Origin of the sequence: Solidesulfovibrio aerotolerans, from assembly GCF_009856865.1 — a bacterium.
GTDB classification, from domain to species: Bacteria; Desulfobacterota; Desulfovibrionia; order Desulfovibrionales; family Desulfovibrionaceae; genus Solidesulfovibrio; species Solidesulfovibrio aerotolerans.
The window spans coordinates 74,094-90,946 of the sequence record NZ_WVUD01000008.1; the positions used below are offsets into that span (position 1 = coordinate 74,094).

A 16,853-nucleotide genomic window follows, 5' to 3' on the forward strand; every position below is an offset into this window, starting at 1 on the left:
GTTTGGACAGGTTCTGGACGGGCGTAGGGCGGCGCGGCTACCAGTTCAGCGTTGCCTTAAAGGCCTGGGCCAGCGCTTCGGCGGGTTCGTCGCAAAGGACGACGCTGCCCCGGCGCAGGGTCAGCGCAGGGGACTGGGTTACGCTGCCGAGCCGGCCTATGGGCTGGCCGGTAAACAGCGTCTCGAAGGCGGCCGCATGTTGCGGGGAAACCGCCACCACAAGCCGGCTCTGGGATTCGCTGTAGAGCAGTTCCAGATCGGTCAGGCGTGCGGCCCCGGGCGCGGCGTTGCAGTCCAGCTCGGCTCCAAGGCGGCCGCCGATGGCCATTTCGGCCAGGGCCACGGCCAGACCGCCGTCGGAGCAGTCGTGGCAGGCGCTTACCAGTCCGGCCTGGATGGCGGCGAAAAGGGTTTTATAGCGGCGTCGGGCCGAGACGGCCTCGACCTGCGGCACATCCGGCGACGTGAAACCCAGCTCGTCGGCCAGTTCCGAAGCGCCGAGTTCGGCGGCTGTGGCCCCGAGGACATAGACCAGATCGCCGGGTTGTTTGAAATCCGAGGTCACGACCTTGGCCACGTCGGGCACGAAGCCCATGACCGAGAAAAGGACCGTGGGCGGAATCGAGATCTTGGCGCCGCCGCCGGAGTAGTCGTTTTTCATGGAGTCTTTGCCCGACACGCAGGGCGTCATAAACGCTCGGCAGAAATGGGCCAGGGCCTTGTTGGCCCGCACAAGCTGGGCCAGCTTGTAGCGGCCGTCCGGGGTCTTGGCCGACTCCACCGGATCGCACCAGCAGAAGTTGTCAACGCCGGCCAGACGGTCGGGATCGGCCCCCACGGCCACGGCCGAGCGCACCGCTTCGTCGATGGCGGCGGCCATCATCCAGTAGGCGTCAATGTCGGCATAGCGCGGACAGATGCCGTGGGTGAGCGCCACGCCTTCGGAGCGCGACAGCACCGGGCGCAGCACGCCGCCATCGGACGGGCCGTCACGGCGCACGCCGCACAGGGGCTTGACGGCCGAGCCGCCCTTGACCTCGTGGTCGTACTGGCGGACCACGTATTCCTTGCTGCAGATATTAAGCCGGCCGAGCATCGTTTTGAGCAGCGCGCCGTGGCCGCCGGCCGGCAGGACCGGTTCGGTGCGCGCGATAACCGGACGCTTCCAGGTGGCGGCAAGCGCCATGCGCGGCGTGCCGTTGTGCAGGAAGTCCATGTCGATGTAGGCCACCGTGCGCTGGCCGTAATAGACACGCAGATAGCCGGAATTGGTATAGTTGCCCAGTTCCGTGGCTTCGACGCCCATTTCCTTGGCCAGGGCCATGAATTCGGCGAACTTGTCCGGCGGCACGGCCAGGGTCATGCGCTCCTGGGCCTCGGAGGTGAAAATCTCCCAGGGAACCAGCCCATCGTATTTGAGCGGCACCCTATCGAGGTAGAGTTCGCAGCCGCCGGCGTCCTGGGCCATTTCACCCACCGAGCTGGACAGGCCGCCGGCCCCGTTGTCGGTGATGGCGTTATACAGGCCCAAATCCCTGGCGCGCATGAGGCAGTCGTACATGCGGCGCTGGGTGATGGGGTCGCCGATCTGCACGGCGGTTGCCGGCGAGCCTTCGTGCAGCTCTTCCGAGGAAAAGGTCGCGCCGTGGATGCCGTCCTTGCCGACCCGGCCGCCGACCATGACGATGTAGTCGCCGGGCAGGGCCTTTTTGTAATGGCTCGGTTTGCCGTTGATAACGGCCGGCAGCATGCCGACGGTGCCGCAAAAGACCAGCGGCTTGCCGAGATAGCGTTCATCAAAAACGATGGAGCCGTTGACGGTCGGCACGCCGGACTTGTTGCCGCCGTGCTCAACACCCTCGCGAACGCCTTCCAGCACCCGGCGGGGGTGGAGCAGGCGCGGCGGCAGTTGGCCCTTAAAAAAGGGCGAGGCAAAGCAGAAGACGTCGGTGTTGCAGAGCAGATTGGCACCGATGCCTGTGCCCATGGGGTCGCGGTTCACCCCCACGATGCCGGTCAGGGCGCCGCCGTACGGGTCCAGCGCCGAGGGGCTGTTGTGGGTCTCGACCTTGATGCACAAATTGAGTTCTTCGGTGAATCGCACCACACCGGCGTTGTCGGAAAAGACCGACAGGCAGAAGTCGCGTTCGCCCAGGGCAGCCCGGATGTCGGCGGTGGACCGCTGGATGTAGGATTTGTACAGGCTGACGATGTCTTCCTCGGTGCCTGCTTCCTCGTCGCGGTAGGTGATGGCTGCGCTAAAAATCTTGTGCTTGCAGTGCTCGGACCAGGTCTGGGCCAGACACTCGAGCTCCACGTCGGTGGGGTTGTGGATAAGCCCCCAGGACACCCGGCGCAGTTTAAAGCCCGGCAGGCCGAAATAGCCCCGGATGGCCCACCACTCGTCCAGGGACAGGGCGAGCGTGCGCTCGTTGCTTAGGGCCTGCATCTGCTCTTCGGTCATATTGAACAGGTCGGGCACGGTGACGGTGGAGTCGGCCTTGCCGGTGACCTTGGCCGCCCGGGCCGGGAAACCCGGAACGGCTGCCCATTCGTCGCGGGATTTGATCTCGTGGCGCTGAAGCAGATCGTTGGCCAGCAGATCCAGGGCGACGTGGGCGGCGCTGTCCCGGTCGGGCAGGCCGCAGATGTGATATTGGACGGCGGTGTAGACGGCCAGCTCTTTCCTGCGGGCGTCGTCGAGCCCAAGGGCCAGGGCAATGGCTTCCTTGGCGGTGCGGGCCTCGTTGTCGGTGACGCCGGGGCGGAAACCCACCTCGATGACCCAGTCGGCCGGGTCGCCCTGGGGCGTAAGCGGCGCAGCGGATGCGGTCTGGACCACGACGTCATGGAGCACGCCGGCGTCGATGACGGCAGCTATTTCGGCGTCGGTCAGGCCGGCGATGGTGAAAATTCGGATCATGGCGACGGCGGTCACCGGCAGATGCAATTCGTTTTGGATCTTGCCGGCCACGCGCTGGCCGACCACATCCCGGACGCTTGGGCGCAGGCCCACGGCGACGCGACTGAGCATGGCGTTCCTTCCGTTTTGAGGTCACAAGTGTGCGGGCACGCCGCCGGCAGGCGTCTTCCTATTTCTCCCGGGCGAGCATGGGAGCCAGGACGTCGCTGATCAGTTCGGCTTCGGGGGAGGGGGGAAACAGGGCCAGGGCGGCTTGGGCCTTGGCCAGATACTCGGCGGCCCTCTCCCGGGTTTTCTCGGCGTGTCCGCCGGCAACGATGTTGCCGCGCAAATATTCGATATCTTCGGCCGAGAGCTGGTCCTGGCGGAAATCTTCAGCCAGCCGGCGGCGTTCCTCGAAGGGCAGCGTCGCCAGATAGAGGATCAGCGGCAGGGTGACCTTGCCTTCCTTCAAATCGCCGCCGGTGGGCTTGCCGGACACGGTGGCCGGGGAGGTGTAGTCCAGGGCGTCGTCCACGAGCTGGAAGGCGATGCCGATGGCGTGGCCAAGATCCTGGGCCGCCTGGCACAGCGTTTCACTGGCTCCGGCCAGCACGGCGCCGCAGTGGCAGGACGCCTGGATGAGGTAGGCGGTCTTGCCGGTGATGATGGAAAAATAGGTGTCCAGCGGCAGATCGACATCGCGCAGATGGGCGATTTCCTGGATTTCCCCGGTGGCGGTCTGCAGGAGCGCCTCGGACAGGATGCGGGTCAGCTCCGGGTCGTCGTATTCGGCCACCAGCCGGTTGGCCAAGGCGAGCAATACGTCGCCGGCCAGGATGGTGTGTGTGGCGCCGAAAAGCACATGGGCCGAGGCGCGGCCCCGGCGCAACTTGGCCCCATCGACGATGTCGTCGTGCAGCAGCGTGGCCGAGTGCAAAAATTCCAGGGAGCAGGCCAGGGGATGGACGTTGTCCCCGGCATACCCCAAGGCTCTGGCCACCAAAATGGTGAGCAGCGGGCGCAGGCGCTTGCCTCCGGCCAACAGCACATGGCGCACCACCGGCTGCACCAGAGGGTTTAGCGTATTGGCCGCGCCCTCCAGGTACCGGTTGATGGCCGGGACTTCCCGAGTCAAAATGTCCGCGATATCGCTCATCCGCTGGAGTTTAACAGCATTGGTCCGGGGCTGGCAAGGGGGGGGCGGGCGGGAAATGGCGCTCTCAAGCCATTTGCGCCAGGGCGACCAGGGCCGCACCACCGGTTGGTCCCATGTCCAGGCTCAAATCGCCAACATAGGCCCGGATATGGGCAGCAATGACGGCGTCGTCGCGTTCCCGGGCAAAAAGCCGCACCAAGGGGGCCACCAACCCGGGCTGTTCCCGGGCCAGGGTCAGGCTTTGGCGCAACACGCCGGCCAACGCGGCCAGGCGGGCCGCGCCCAGGCTTTTGCGGGCCGCGATGACGCCAAGGGGCACCGGCACGTCCGGCCAGCGTCCCTGCCACCAGACCCCAAGATCGAGCAGCAATGTCAGGCCGTGGGCAGCGGCGGCCAGGGCCGTCTCGTGGATGAGCAGCCCGGCCTCGGCCCGGCCGGCCTGCACGGCGGCGACAATCTCGTCGTAGCGCACCGGGACAAAAGCGGCGTCAGGCAGCGGCAGCTCGGGCCGGTCCTCGGCCAGGGCAGCGCGCAGCAGGGCGGCCGCCGTGGTGCGAAGGCCGGGAACGGCAACCGACCGGGGACGGCCGGCAAAGCCCTTGGCGACCACGAGTTTGGGGCCGGCCCCGAAACCAAAGGCCGCTCCGGACGGCAGCACGGCGTAGGTTTGGGCCAGGGGCGCGGCCATGGCGGCGGAAATCTTGACCACGTCGTAGCGGCCGGCCAGGGCGGCTTCATTGAGCGTTTCCACGTCCTCAAAGGCGAAGTCGGCCCGCAGGCCGGGCACACCCACCCGGCCCAGAATAAAGGCGGCGAAGATGGCCATGTCGTTGGGACAGGGGGAGATGGCGACGGTGATGGTGTCCATGGGGCGGCCTCGTTTAGGCAAAAAGGCAGGCGGCGGCGCGGCCAAGGGCGGCCAGGGCGGCGGGCAGATCCCAGTCGGCCGGTGGGCGCGCGCCTACCCGGTTGGAGATGGCGCGTAGTTCCAGCGCTGGCAGGCCCGAAGCGGCGGCAGCCAGGGCCACGGCAAAGCCTTCCATGGATTCGGCCAATACGCCGTAGCGTGCGGCCAGGGCAGCGGCCCGTTCGGCCGTGGCGCTGACCCCGGCCACGGTGAGGCAGGGACCGGCGATGACGGCCTCGGGCAGGGTCAGGCCCAAGGCCCGGGCGGCCTCGGCCGGTGGGGCCAGGGGCAGGCGGTCGTAGATGTCGTGGCCGTCGATGACCGCCTGGGGAAACCGCAGGCCCCGGGCGTCCATAGCCTGGGGACCGTCTGAACCGCGCAGGCCGTATTCGGGAAAGATTTCGGCTGTGGCCGCCACCAGCCCGCCCAGGGGCAGGACGGTTGGATCGAAGCTGCCGGCAATGCCAAGGGCCAGCACACCGGACACTTCCCGGTCAGGCGCTCCCTGTCCCCGGCCGATGGCCCGGCCCACGGCCAGGGCGGCGGCCACCGGCCCGACCCCGGAAACAAGGACGAGCATGTCGCGGCCGCCGCGCCGCCAGGGCACGGTGTGGCCAGGAGCCGGGGGGGCAGGAGCGCCAAGGCCCGACAACGCGGCCCGGTATTCCTTGGCCGTGGCCAAAACGAGCAGGAGCCGTGGGCGTGGGGCCGGGGGCGCATCCCCCGGCCCCAGCGGGCCGTTCGTAAGACTTGCCTCCCCGGTCCCGGCACACGCGCCAGAAGGACCGGGGGGTGGCGTTGGGTGGGCCATGGATGTTTCTACAGCCGCCAGTAGCGGTAGCCGGCGGTTTCGGCGGCGGTGCGCTCGAACACGCCCTTGACGTCGATAAGTATTGGCTCGACCGAAGGGCGAAACCAGGTGGCGATCTCGTCCAAAGTCAGCGCCGTAAAGGCGGCGTGGTTGACGGCGATGATAAGCGCGTCCAGCTCGCGCAGCTCCTCGCAGGGAACCAGCGTCAGGCCGTATTCCTCGCGGGCTTCCTCGGGCGAAGCCATGGGATCGTGGACCAGCACATGCATGCGGAAATCGCAAAGCTCGCGCACCATATCCACAACCTTGGTGTTGCGCAGATCCGGGACGTTTTCCTTGAAGGTCAGGCCCAGGACGCCGATGCGGGCGCAGCTCGCCCGGCACTCCGAGCGAATGAGCATCTTGATGGTCACTTCGGCCACATGCTTGGCCATGGAGTCGTTGATGCGACGCCCGGCCGGGATGATCTGCGGATGCAGATTGAGGCTTTGGGCCTGATAGAGCAGATAGTACGGATCGACGCCGATGCAGTGGCCGCCGACCAGACCCGGGCGAAAAGGCAGGAAGTTCCATTTCGTCTCGGCGGCGCGCAGCACGTCCACGGTGTCGATGTCCAGCTTGTCGCAGATCATCGACAATTCGTTCATAAGCGCGATGTTGATGTCGCGCTGGGTGTTTTCAATGACCTTGGCCGCTTCGGCCACCTTGATCGAGGCTGCCTTGTGGATGCCGGCCGTGACCACCGCGCCGTAAAGATCGGCCAAAAGGTCCGTCACTTCCGGGGTCTGGCCGGCCACGATCTTGACCACGGTGGCCAGGGTGTGGACCTTGTCGCCGGGATTGATGCGCTCCGGGGAATAGCCCACAAAAAAGTCCTGGCCGGCTACGAGGTTTGAGCCGTTTTCGAGCAGCGGCAGACAGACCTCTTCGGTCAGACCCGGGTAGACCGTGGACTCATAAACGACGATGGAGCCGGGGGTGATCCGGCCGGCCAGCAGGCGCGAGGCACCGACCAGGGGGCCGAGGTCCGGTGCCCGGTGGGCGTTGATCGGCGTCGGCACGGCCACAATAAATATCTTGCAGGCGGCCAGCTCGGCCGGATCGCAGGTATAGCGCAGGCTGGCGGCGGTCAGTTCCCCGGGTTCGACCTCAAGGGTGCTGTCGCGCCCGGCCCTGAGTTCTTCCACCCGGGCGGCCTTGACGTCAAAACCGACCACGTCAAAATGGCGGGCCAGGGCCACAGCCAGGGGCAGGCCGACATAGCCCAGGCCAATGACCGCCACAGCGGCCTTTCTCGCGCGGATGTCTTCAAAACTGATCAATGGGTGTTCTCCTTCATTGGAAAAAAACGGAACAGATCCATGGTCGCGATAGCGCAAAGCGCGGCCCCCTGCAAGATAGGCGGCTTTACATGTCGCGGCCGAAATCGTACTCTTGAGGGATGGAATTTAACTGGAAACTGTTCCTGACGGCCCTGGGGCTGGCCTTTATTCTGGAAGGGCTGCCGTATTTTCTGGCGGCCGAGAAGATGCCCACAGTGCTCAAAGCCCTGTCCGAGCGCAAACCCGGCGAACTGCGGGCCCTGGGCTTCACAGCCATCCTGTCCGGTCTGGCCCTGCTCTTTTTCCTACGCGCCTCCGGCGGCTAGCCCTTGCGAGAGAAGAAGAGAGAAGAGGCCTCCGGCGGCCGGGGGGATGATCCCCCCGGACCCCCCAGCGGAAGAAGTTTTTAAAGGGGCTTGGGGTTGGCTGGTCAGTTGGGCGGTTGTGGACCAGGATTGCCAAAATTTGAGCGTGGCAGGAATCCCTGTGGCTGCGGCTCGACCGACAATCGCCTTTCCTGCTCCCGTCAACCGTCGCACAAACGTCCAATAACCCCTTAAAGACCTCTCCTATCAAGGGGGTCCGGGGGGGATTATCCCCCCCGGCCGCCGGAGGCATCTTCTGCCTTCCCTTCTCTCTCTAATCTCTTTTCTCTTTTCTACACCGCCTTGACCCCGGCGTGGAGGAAGACGATACCGCCGGCCATGGCCCGGTAGCCCACGTCGGCAAAGCCGGCCTGGCGCATTTCCTCGGCCAGCGTCGCTTCGTCCGGGAACTCCCGGATCGTCTCGGCCAGGTAGCGGTAGGCTTCGTCGTCGCCGGAGACGAGCTTGCCGATTTTGGGCAGCACCCGGCGCAGATAGAAATTGTACAACCCGCCCCACATGCGCCGTTTGCCGGTGCCGAATTCCAGCACCAACAGCCGCCCGCCCGGCCGGATGACCCGGGCCAGTTCGGCCAGGGCCTGGGAACGCGGCCGGATGTTGCGGATGCCAAAGGCAATGGTGGCCCCGGCCACGGACGCATCGGCCAGGGGCAGCACGCGTCCGTCGGCCACGGTGGGAAAAATGCGCCGCCGGTCGGCCTCGCTTAATTTGCCAAGGCCGGCCAGGAGCATGGGGGCGCACACGTCGGCGGCCAGGATGCGGCGGCTGCAGCGGCGGGCCACGGCGATGGACACGTCGAGGGTTCCGGCGGCCAGATCGAGGATGGGGCCAAGGGGCAGGCCGGGGGCCAGCAGCGCCCGGACCATGGTCCGGCGCCAGGCGATGTCGAGGCCGGCTGAGAGCATGTGGTTGAGCAGATCGTAGGAGCCGGCCACCCGGCCGAACATGCCGGCCACCCGGCGGTTGTCTCCGGGAACGGGCAGCTCAGCCATGGTCGTGTCCACCCTTGGCCGGGGCCGCGTCGGTTTGGCCGGGCGCATGTGGCGTGCGGCTTATGACCCGCAGCACTTCCTCATAGATAGGACCGAAATGCTCGGTGAAGTTGCCCGGCGAAATACGGCCGGTCTCCACAAACTTGACCACGATTTCCTTGGTCACCTGCAAGGCCAGGTTTTCCCGCTTTTCCATGCTGCTTGGTCCTTTATGGCCCTGACCGCGTTGCCGGGCAGGCGGTCTGGCGTCTCGGGGCAATCCGTCGGCTTTGTGAAAAAACCCGCCCGGTTGGGGAAATGGCCTTGGACCGTCCAAGGGCAAGGACCGGGCGGGAAAAGGGAAAAACCAGGGGAGGCACTCCACCTTTTTGCGCAGGCCCTAGCACGGGCCGCCCGGCGCGTCGAGGCCCGCCAAACCGCCCGGGCCGGCAGGCAAGGCCCGGACGCGGCGGCACAAGAAAACGCTTGTGGCCGTGTGCTCATGACGCAAGCAGCCTTGGCCGTTGTGATCGACACCATATTTCCGTAAGGTCGGGGGAAATTCGAATCCCCGGTTTGTAAGCCCCATGGCCCCACACGCCACTGCGCCGGGAAGGGAGCTTTGTCGTCATGTCCCATGTTCTGACCCTGGCACCCGGAATGGCCGTCACCGGGCCGCCGGGCCTGTATGAAGTCCTGCTTGTGGCCGCCTTTGCCGCCCACGTGCTGCTGGTCAACGTGGCCCTGGGCTGCACGCTGATCGCCCTTTTTTCGCCCGGCACCGGCCGCGCCGTGGCCGGTGCCCTGGCCAAACGCCTGCCCATTGCCGTGGCCGTGGCTGTCAACCTGGCCATCCCGGTGTTGCTCTTTGCCTCGGTGCTCTACGGCCAATACCTTTACACCGCCGCCATCCTGTCGGCCGTGCCCTGGCTGTCGCTCTTTATGGTTGTCATGATCGCCTACGGCCTGCTCTACGTGTTCCAGCCCCGGGCGGCACGGCCCGGCGCGGGCTGGATTGCGGCCGGGGCAGGGGCGTTGCTCCTTCTCGCCAGCCTGACCCTGGTCAATGTCTCGCTGCTGGCGGTGCGCCCGGATCTCTGGCCCGGGGCTGCGGCCCAGGCCGGCGGCACGGCCCTGGCTGTGGGCGACCCGACCTTTTTGCCCCGCTGGCTTCATTTCGTGACCGCCTCCCTGGCCGTTGGCGGACTGGCCCTGGCGCTTTTCTCTCAAAAAGCGGCCCGTAGCGACGCTGCGGCCGCCGACCGGCTGCGGCTGGGGCTGCGCTGGTTTGGTGGGGCCACCCTGGCCCAGATTCCCGTGGGCCTGTGGTTTCTGCTGTCGCTGCCGCGCCCGATCATGGAGCGGTTTTTCGGCGGCCATCCCGTGACCACCCTGGCCTTTATGCTCGGGCTTGGGCTGGCGGCGGCAGCACTGTTAAACGCCTGGCGCGGCCGGGTCGGGCGGGCGGCCTTTTTTATTGTCGCCGCTGTTGGCGGCATGGCGGTTGTGCGCGAGCAGGTCCGGCAAGCCTATCTGGCCCCGCATTTCACCCTGGACGCGCTGCCGGTCGCCACCCAGATCGGTCCCATCGTCATGTTTCTGGCCTGTCTCGCTGCCACGGCCCTGGCCGCAATCTGGGCCATCAGCCTGTATCGCCGCGCCGGGCAAAGGGGTTAGGGCATGGAATTTCCTGTCTGGCAGCTGTCTACCTTTGGCGGTGGTTTCTGGATCATCCTCATTGCCGTGCTGCATGTGTTTGTGGCCCATTTCGCCGTGGGCGGGGGCCTGTTCCTGGTTTTGACCGAAGCCAAGGCCCGGCGTCTGGGTTCCAAGCCGCTGCTGGCCTATCTGCATCGCCACACCCGGTTTTTCATGCTGTTGACCATGGTCTTTGGCGGCCTGTCCGGGGTCGGCATCTGGCTGACCATATCGTTGCTCTCGCCCCAGGCCACACTGTTTCTGGTGCGCACTTTCGCCTGGGGCTGGGCCACGGAGTGGACGTTTTTCGCTGGCGAGATCGCGGCCTTGCTTGTCTATTATTACGGCTTCGACCGCCTGGACGCCCGGCGGCATATGCTCGTGGGCTGGCTCTATTTCGCCTTTGCCTTTTTGTCGCTGTTCGTGGTCAACGGCATCGTCGGGTTCATGCTCACCCCGGGGGAGTGGCCGGTGAGCCAGGATTTCTGGGACGGCCTGTTCAATCCGACCTTCTGGCCGGGCGTTGTGCTGCGAACGGTCCTGGGCTTGCTTCTGGCCGGGCTGTTCGGTTTTGCCACGGCTCTTGGCATACCGGACGAGGAGGCCCGGGAGACGATGCTGCGCACGTCCTGCCGCTGGGCCGTGGCCGCCGCGCCGCTCTTGCTGCTGTCGGGCTGGTGGTATGTGGGCGCGCTGCCGGAACCGGTGCGGGCCTTTTTCCTGCGTCGCGGCAGCGAAATAGCCGCTTATCGGGCCGCCTGGCCGGCGTTGCTGCTGGCCGTGGCCGCCGGCTCCATGGCCCTGTCCCTGCGTTTGCCGCTGGGGCTTCGCCGGGTACTGGCCGGGCTGTTGCTGCTGGCCGGGCTGGGGCTGGTCGGGGCCTTTGAGACCATGCGCGAGGCCGCCCGCAAACCCTGGCTCATCCCGGGGCTTGTCTGGGCCACCGACATCCGGCCCAGTCAGGCAGCGCCCTACGAAGCGCCGCTTTTGCCCCGGGCCGCCTGGGCAAAAATCAAGGAAATCACGCCGGAGAACCGGCTGGCCGCCGGGGCCGAGCTTTTCACCCTCCAGTGCCTGGGTTGCCACAGCGTTGGCGGGCCAGTCAAAGACATCCGCAACTATACCAGCCAGATCGGGGCCGAAGGGGTGGAGGCCTACCTCACCGGCCAGGGCAAGCTGTTCACCCAGATGCCGCCTTTCCTTGGTTCGCCGGATGAGCGGGCCGCCCTGGCCGCCTACGTGGCCCAGGGGATCAACGGCCGCTATGCGCCAAAGGCCAAGCCGGTGGAGGTCAATCCCGTCGAGGTGGCCATCCCGCCCTTTGATCTGGAAAACGCCAGCCATCTGCTCCTGGCTGTCGGGGAACTGGGTGTTGTGGCCATGGCCGGCTGCGACGGCTCGTTTTCCCTGGCCGCGCCCGGCAACGGGCTTAAGGCAGTGCTGGTCAAGCGCGACGTGTTGCCCGAAGTGGTCACCCAGGGGGCGACCGTGCGCTATGCCGCCCCGGACGGAGCCAAAAACCCGGCCGCGCATCTTCCTTTCTGGAAATACGCCAAGACGTTGGTGGGCAAGACCCTGGCCGGGAACACCTCGGTCACGGGGCTGACGCCCGACGGCATCATGACGCCCGCCGGCAAGGTCTTTACCGCCGCCGGCATCCCGGTTTCGCCCTACGCCGACGACGGCACGGTCAACCCCTATCCGGTCTTTACCGTCACTGCTGCCGACGCGGCCGGGGCACCCCTGGCCGCAACCAAGGCCGTGGCGGCCGTGTCCACGGAAATGGGCTGCAAAACCTGCCATGGCGGCTCATGGGGCGAGGCTGAGGCAACTGGCGTGGCCAAGCCCACGGCCGAGGCGATTTTGGCCGTGCATGATAAGCGAAACGGCACCAAACTGGCCCAGACCGCGGCTCTGGGCGAACCCGTGGCCTGCTTTGGCTGCCATACCGATGCCGGTCCCAACGCCGCCGGGCTGCCCGGCCGGCCGGAGCTGCTCACCCTCTCGGCCGCGGTCCATGGCTTTCACGCCTCGTACATGACCGGCCAGGGGGCCGAGGCCTGCAACCGCTGCCATCCAACCGCGCCAAACGGCGTGACCCAGGCCCAGCGCGACAACCACGCCGCGGCCGGGATCGGTTGTCCGCGCTGCCATGGCTTCATGGAAGACCACGCCCTCTCACTTTTGGCCCACGAAAAGGCCGCCGGCAAGGCCGCTGCCGTGCGCCTTATGACGCCCCTGGCCCCGCGCAGCGTGGCCACGGTTGCCGCTGTCCATCCCCGGGCGGCCTGGACCCAGTTGCCCGACTGTCTGACCTGCCACAAGGACTTTGCCCGGCCGGCCAAGGATGCCAGCGCCTTTAACACCTGGACCAAGGACGCGGCCGGCCTTTATCGCAATCGCACCGAGGCCACGGGCAATATTCCCTGCGCCGCCTGCCACGGCAGTCCCCATGCCACCTTTGTGGCGGTCAACGACTACGGCCTGAATGTCAATAATCTTGCCCCCATGCAGTACATGGGCGCGCCCGGGGTCATTGCCTCGGGCAAACGCTGTGACGTGTGCCACACTGTGGAGATGGACGGGGATTCCCACCATCCCAATATGGTGAAATAGGGTGGCGTTGCCAGCGAGGGAGGAGTGGGCATGAAGACGTTTCTTGTGCTGCTGGCGGCGCTGCTTGCGCCGCTACCAGCCTTTGCAGCCGGGGGGATCACCATGACGCCGGAAATGCGTCAAACCTTGCAGGCCAAGATGCACCAGGAGTGTCTGGCCAAGGAAGGGGATTTTGCCCGCCAGGGCTATACCAAGGCCCAGACAGCAGCCATATGCAAATGCTCCACCCAGCAGACGGCGGCGTTGTTTAACTCCCAGACCGTCAGCTATATCCTGACGCACGGGGCCATGCCGGCGGATATGCAGCGCAAGGTGTCCTCGGCCACAGCCGGGTGCATCAAGTCCAGCACCGGCGTTCGGAAATAGCGGGCTGTGGCGATGTCCTCGCCACACGCCGTCTTGCGCGGCGCACAATGCAAAACGCCCGCCCCGGAGTTTCCGGGGCGGGCGTTTTCAGGTCAGCGGACCGGGCCGCAGTTAGATGCGCACCAACTCGTATTCGGGCCGCCCCAGGCCCACGGCCGCGCCGTGGACAAAGGTCACATCCCCGCGCGTCCACTGCCACAAGGCCGCGAATTTGTCCTCGCCGGTGCCCAGGCCGTGTTCGAGCTTGCACTCGGGACAGGCCGCCTGGGCGTTGACCAGATCAAGACAGGCCTTGTCCAGCGCCACCGGGTCGGTGGAAGCCAGAAAGCCGATGTCCGGCACAATGGGCGCGTCGGACCAGGGCACGCAGTCGCAGTCCGGCGTCACGTTGACCAAAAAGTTTACATAGCCCACCCGGCCCTTCTTGCCGGTGACCGCCCCCAGGGCGTATTCCACCAGGCGCTCCATAAACGGCACGATCTCGGTGTGCCAGTTGATGCTCATGGCTTTTTTGCGGCACACCGTCAGACACTCGCCGCAGCCGATGCAGGTCGCCTTGTCAATGACGGCCTTCTTGCCGTCCATGGTAGCCGCCCCAACCGGACACACCTTCACGCACTCCTGGCAGCCGATGCACTTTTTGGCGTCCACCACAAAGCGCACGCAGTGCTGCTCCTGCTTGCCCGCCCGGGGGGCGCAGCCCATGGCCAGATTTTTGACCGCCCCGCCAAAGCCAGCCAGTTCGTGGCCTTTGAAATGCGACAGCACCAGCAGGGAATCGGCCCGCACGATGTCGCCGGCAATTTTGACGGACTGGAAATGCTTGCCGGCAACAGGCACCTCCAACACGTTGGTGCTGTCCAGGCCGTCGGCGATAATGACCGGCGCGCCAAGGACGGCATAGTCAAAGCCGTGCTCCACGGCCGTGACCATGTGGTCCACGGCGTTGTGCCGGCTGCCGGAATAGAGGGTGTTGGTGTCGGTGACAAAGGCCCGGCCGCCGCAGGCTTTGATGCGCTCCACCATGGCCCGGACGTAGGTGGGGCTTATATGGGTGTCGCAGCCGCGTTCGCCGAAATGGACCTTGACCCCGGTCAGGTCGCCTTTTTTGACGACATCGCCAAAGCCGGCGGCCTCAAAGAGTTTTTTAAGCTTGGCCGTGCGGTTGCGATTGGGCGTGCGGGCTCGCAAGTCGGCGAAATAGACCTTGGCCGGTTCATGATTTGTGTCTTGGGTCATGGGGCGCTTCCTTTTTTGGCATCGCCGTCGCAGCCGTCGGGCTGGCGGCGGGTCTGTTTTTCCAAGGCGTCGAGACGGTCGCTGATGGCGGCCAGCAGGCGGGTGGTCTCGGCCGTGTGCTCGCGGGCGAGCTGTTCCAGGGCCGGGGCCGTGCGCAGATGCAGGTCGGTCTGGGGAAAGGCGATTTCGACGCCGGCTTCGCGAAAGAGCCGGTCAATGGCTCCGCGCACCGTGGACAGGGCCGTCACCGCGCCGGATACGTCGGCCAGCCAGACGCGCAGCTTGAAATCCAGGGTGCTGGCCCCGAAATCCCAGTGCAGCACGGCCGGCGGCGGGGTGGCCAACACGTCGGGGCACTCTTTGGCCGCCGCCAGGAGCAGTTCGCGCACCTTGGCCGTGTCCGAGCCATAGGCCACGCCCACGGCGATGTCGCGGCGAACGCTGGGGTCTTTGTGGCTCCAGTTGATGATCTTGCCGGACACCAGCTCGGAGTTGGGCACAAACACCGTGGCGTTTTCGTTGGTGAGCACCTCGGTGTTGCGGATGTTGACTTCCTTGACCACCCCCTGCCCGTCGCCGAGCTGGATGGTGTCCCCGGCCTGGACCGAGCGGCCAAAGAGCAAAATCAGGCCGCTGACGAAATTATTGACCGTGGTCTGCAAACCAAAGCCGATGCCGACCGACAGACCGCCGGCCACCACCGCCACGCTGGTCAGGGACACGCCCAGCACCGACATGGCAAAGACGACGTAGAGCCCCCACCACAGGTAGGTGTTGATGGTCAAAAGGGTGGTCTTGGCCCCGCGTTCCACGCTGCGGCGTCGGCCGGCCATTTCGGCGATAAAGGCCGCCGACAGGGCAATAAAGGCCCGGGCCAGATAGTAGCCGAGCAGAAGCAGTGCGAGCTTTTGCAGGCTGATGCCCACGGACTCCACCCGGGTTTCCGTGGTCAGCACTTCCAGGAAGACGTTTTCGCCGCCAAACTGGTTTGAAAGCAGCCACAAAAAAAGGAACAGGCAGGCCAGAAAGAAAAACGGGAACCCGGCCCCTGCCAGGACGCCCAGGAAAAGCGGCAAACGGCCATGGCGGCGCTCGATTTCGCGGCGGCCGAAATAGCGGGTGATACGTGCGGCGAATCGCAGGGACAGGGCCACGTAGAAAAGGCCCGAGGCGAACAGGATGGCTGTTTGCGGCAGCCCGAACAGCGACAGTCCGGCCAGGGGCGGCAGGGCAAAGGCCAGGATGCCGGTGATGGCCCGGTCCAGGCGCTGATCCGGGGGCGTTGCCTTGCGCCGCTTCCAAAAGCCCAGGGCGGCCAGAGCCAAAACCACGGCCATGAGCGGGCCGCTCAGGGTGTCGGGAAAACGGCCGGATTCGAGCATAAGGCCCAGGGCGAACAGTCGCCAGGTGGGCCATAAGACGGCCGGCCGTTGGCCGTCGCGCGACGCATCGCGGCTTAAACGCGAGAGATGGACCAGGGCGGCGGCATAGAGAATTTCGCCAATGGAAATGAACAGGGTGAACAGGAAAAACGGCGCGAACTGGGCCAGGGTCGTAAAAAACGCTCCGGCAGCGGTGCAGACCGCCAGCTTGGCCACAAGCCCGAGTGTCAGCCTGGAAACGCCGCGTCGGGCGGCCACGCGCCGGCCAATCAGAAACAGGGCGGCGACCAGGGCGGCGGCCAGGGCGCCCATGCCCAGGCCCTCCAGGAGCATGGTCTGCAAGGCCGCCGTGTCCAGCAGTTCCGAACACAGCCCGGCCCAGAGTTTCCAGTCCTCAATGTCTTCATGGAGATACCGGAAAAAGGAAGCGGCGAAAATCGAGGGGTTGGAGTCCTTGTAATACCGCTTCCAGGCCGGGGCCATGGCCTCTTGCAGTTCGTCGGCAGCGGTGTCGAGCTGCTCGGCCAGATTGCGCAGGGGGGTGGCTTCCAGCGCCAGACTGTCGCGCAGGGCGGTGATTTCGGTGCTGAGACTGTCAATGGAGCGCTGGCTGGGGGCCAGGGCCTGGCGGAAGCGTTCGGGCACTTCCTGGCTGGTGATGGCGCGGAGCTTGTCGCGGTAGGATTCGAGCAGGGCGACGTTTTGTTCCAGGGCCGTCCAGGCCTGCTGCGGCCGCTGGGCCAGATGGGCCACATCCTGGCGCAGCCGGTCCATGCCGGCCATGACAGTGCGGATTTCCCAGGGATCAGAGGCCGTGGCCTGCCATAAGGCGAGTCTGGCCCGGTCGCGAAACAACCGCTCCAGTTCGATGTTCTGCTCGGCCTCTTCGACGGCGCGACGGGCCTTGAAGGCCTCCAGCCGACTGCGGCTGATCGCATCCTGCTTTTGCAGGGTCTCCAGCACCAGGCCCCAGGCCTGGTCGTCATCGACAACCAGACGGGAAATGGCGGCAACCGATACGGTCGCGGCCAGCAGGACCAGCAGCAGGCAGGCAGGGAGGAGGGCGCGGCGCGGCGTCATAGCTGCCCTGATAC

At 66.0% G+C, this 16,853-nt stretch carries 13 protein-coding genes; 4 read left to right on the top strand and 9 right to left on the bottom strand.

The features are described 5' to 3' along the window. Nucleotides 1-37: 37 nt before the first annotated feature. The 5 genes from GTA51_RS06890 to GTA51_RS06910 all read right to left on the bottom strand — a co-directional run bounded on the left by GTA51_RS06890 (nucleotide 38) and on the right by GTA51_RS06910 (nucleotide 7,101). Nucleotides 38-3,034 carry a phosphoribosylformylglycinamidine synthase subunit PurL gene (locus GTA51_RS06890; RefSeq protein WP_160959782.1) on the bottom strand — a complete coding sequence of 999 codons (2,997 nt, stop codon included), beginning with the start codon at nucleotides 3,032-3,034 and terminating at the stop codon, nucleotides 38-40. 58 nt (nucleotides 3,035-3,092) lie between these two features. Continuing rightward, on the bottom strand, nucleotides 3,093-4,061 hold the full coding sequence (locus GTA51_RS06895; protein WP_160959784.1) for a polyprenyl synthetase family protein: 969 nt from the start codon (nucleotides 4,059-4,061) through the stop codon (nucleotides 3,093-3,095). A 64-nt stretch (nucleotides 4,062-4,125) separates the two neighbouring features. Further along, nucleotides 4,126-4,929, bottom strand: coding sequence for an MqnA/MqnD/SBP family protein (locus GTA51_RS06900; RefSeq protein ID WP_160959785.1), 804 nt, complete (start codon nucleotides 4,927-4,929; stop codon nucleotides 4,126-4,128). 13 nt (nucleotides 4,930-4,942) lie between these two features. Next, nucleotides 4,943-5,650, bottom strand: a complete 708-nt coding sequence (gene mqnB, locus GTA51_RS06905) for a futalosine hydrolase (protein ID WP_343039494.1) — start codon at nucleotides 5,648-5,650, stop codon at nucleotides 4,943-4,945. 137 nt (nucleotides 5,651-5,787) lie between these two features. Continuing rightward, nucleotides 5,788-7,101 carry a nucleotide sugar dehydrogenase gene (locus tag GTA51_RS06910; RefSeq protein WP_160959788.1) on the bottom strand — a complete coding sequence of 438 codons (1,314 nt, stop codon included), beginning with the start codon at nucleotides 7,099-7,101 and terminating at the stop codon, nucleotides 5,788-5,790. Between the two features lie 119 nt (nucleotides 7,102-7,220). On the opposite strand from GTA51_RS06910, the gene GTA51_RS06915 reads away from it, so the two are divergent. Beyond that, on the top strand, nucleotides 7,221-7,427 hold the full coding sequence (locus tag GTA51_RS06915) for a DUF2065 domain-containing protein (RefSeq protein ID WP_160959790.1): 207 nt from the start codon (nucleotides 7,221-7,223) through the stop codon (nucleotides 7,425-7,427). Between the two features lie 332 nt (nucleotides 7,428-7,759). Here GTA51_RS06915 and GTA51_RS06920 read toward each other — a convergent pair whose 3' ends face one another. After that, nucleotides 7,760-8,479, bottom strand: coding sequence for a ubiquinone/menaquinone biosynthesis methyltransferase (locus GTA51_RS06920; RefSeq protein WP_160959792.1), 720 nt, complete (start codon nucleotides 8,477-8,479; stop codon nucleotides 7,760-7,762). After that, nucleotides 8,472-8,675, bottom strand: coding sequence for a hypothetical protein (locus tag GTA51_RS06925; RefSeq protein WP_160959793.1), 204 nt, complete (start codon nucleotides 8,673-8,675; stop codon nucleotides 8,472-8,474). Before GTA51_RS06925 ends, GTA51_RS06920 begins: the two co-directional genes overlap by 8 nt. 413 nt (nucleotides 8,676-9,088) lie before the next feature. Here GTA51_RS06925 and GTA51_RS06930 point away from each other — a divergent pair, with 413 nt between their 5' ends. From GTA51_RS06930 to GTA51_RS06940, 3 genes are read left to right on the top strand one after another with little or no spacing between them, the layout of a single operon-like run. Further along, nucleotides 9,089-10,135, top strand: a complete 1,047-nt coding sequence (locus tag GTA51_RS06930) for a hypothetical protein (RefSeq protein ID WP_160959794.1) — start codon at nucleotides 9,089-9,091, stop codon at nucleotides 10,133-10,135. A gap of 3 nt (nucleotides 10,136-10,138) precedes the next feature. After that, on the top strand, nucleotides 10,139-12,772 hold the full coding sequence (locus GTA51_RS06935) for a cytochrome ubiquinol oxidase subunit I (protein WP_160959796.1): 2,634 nt from the start codon (nucleotides 10,139-10,141) through the stop codon (nucleotides 12,770-12,772). A gap of 30 nt (nucleotides 12,773-12,802) precedes the next feature. Then, entirely contained in the window at nucleotides 12,803-13,138 is a 336-nt protein-coding gene (locus tag GTA51_RS06940; protein WP_160959797.1) for a hypothetical protein, read from the top strand. Between the two features lie 111 nt (nucleotides 13,139-13,249). Here the strand turns inward: GTA51_RS06940 and GTA51_RS06945 are convergent, their stop codons facing one another. Beyond that, the gene (locus GTA51_RS06945) at nucleotides 13,250-14,377 is read right to left on the bottom strand and encodes a DUF362 domain-containing protein (protein ID WP_160959799.1); all 1,128 of its coding nucleotides are present in this window, start codon (nucleotides 14,375-14,377) and stop codon (nucleotides 13,250-13,252) included. Beyond that, nucleotides 14,374-16,839 carry a mechanosensitive ion channel domain-containing protein gene (locus tag GTA51_RS06950; RefSeq protein ID WP_160959800.1) on the bottom strand — a complete coding sequence of 822 codons (2,466 nt, stop codon included), beginning with the start codon at nucleotides 16,837-16,839 and terminating at the stop codon, nucleotides 14,374-14,376. Before GTA51_RS06950 ends, GTA51_RS06945 begins: the two co-directional genes overlap by 4 nt. Nucleotides 16,840-16,853 lie beyond the last annotated feature (14 nt).

Bases quoted from the DNA above. Each gene is read 5' to 3' on its own strand.
- GTA51_RS06930 (WP_160959794.1), top strand. From the start codon at position 9,089: ATGTCCCATGTTCTGACCCTGGCACCCGGAATGGCCGTCACCGGGCCG.
- GTA51_RS06890 (WP_160959782.1), bottom strand. From the start codon at position 3,034: ATGCTCAGTCGCGTCGCCGTGGGCCTGCGCCCAAGCGTCCGGGATGTG.
- GTA51_RS06940 (WP_160959797.1), top strand. From the start codon at position 12,803: ATGAAGACGTTTCTTGTGCTGCTGGCGGCGCTGCTTGCGCCGCTACCA.
- GTA51_RS06950 (WP_160959800.1), bottom strand. From the start codon at position 16,839: ATGACGCCGCGCCGCGCCCTCCTCCCTGCCTGCCTGCTGCTGGTCCTG.
- GTA51_RS06895 (WP_160959784.1), bottom strand. From the start codon at position 4,061: ATGAGCGATATCGCGGACATTTTGACTCGGGAAGTCCCGGCCATCAAC.
- GTA51_RS06915 (WP_160959790.1), top strand. From the start codon at position 7,221: ATGGAATTTAACTGGAAACTGTTCCTGACGGCCCTGGGGCTGGCCTTT.
- GTA51_RS06900 (WP_160959785.1), bottom strand. From the start codon at position 4,929: ATGGACACCATCACCGTCGCCATCTCCCCCTGTCCCAACGACATGGCC.
- GTA51_RS06945 (WP_160959799.1), bottom strand. From the start codon at position 14,377: ATGACCCAAGACACAAATCATGAACCGGCCAAGGTCTATTTCGCCGAC.
- GTA51_RS06925 (WP_160959793.1), bottom strand. From the start codon at position 8,675: ATGGAAAAGCGGGAAAACCTGGCCTTGCAGGTGACCAAGGAAATCGTG.
- GTA51_RS06920 (WP_160959792.1), bottom strand. From the start codon at position 8,479: ATGGCTGAGCTGCCCGTTCCCGGAGACAACCGCCGGGTGGCCGGCATG.
- GTA51_RS06935 (WP_160959796.1), top strand. From the start codon at position 10,139: ATGGAATTTCCTGTCTGGCAGCTGTCTACCTTTGGCGGTGGTTTCTGG.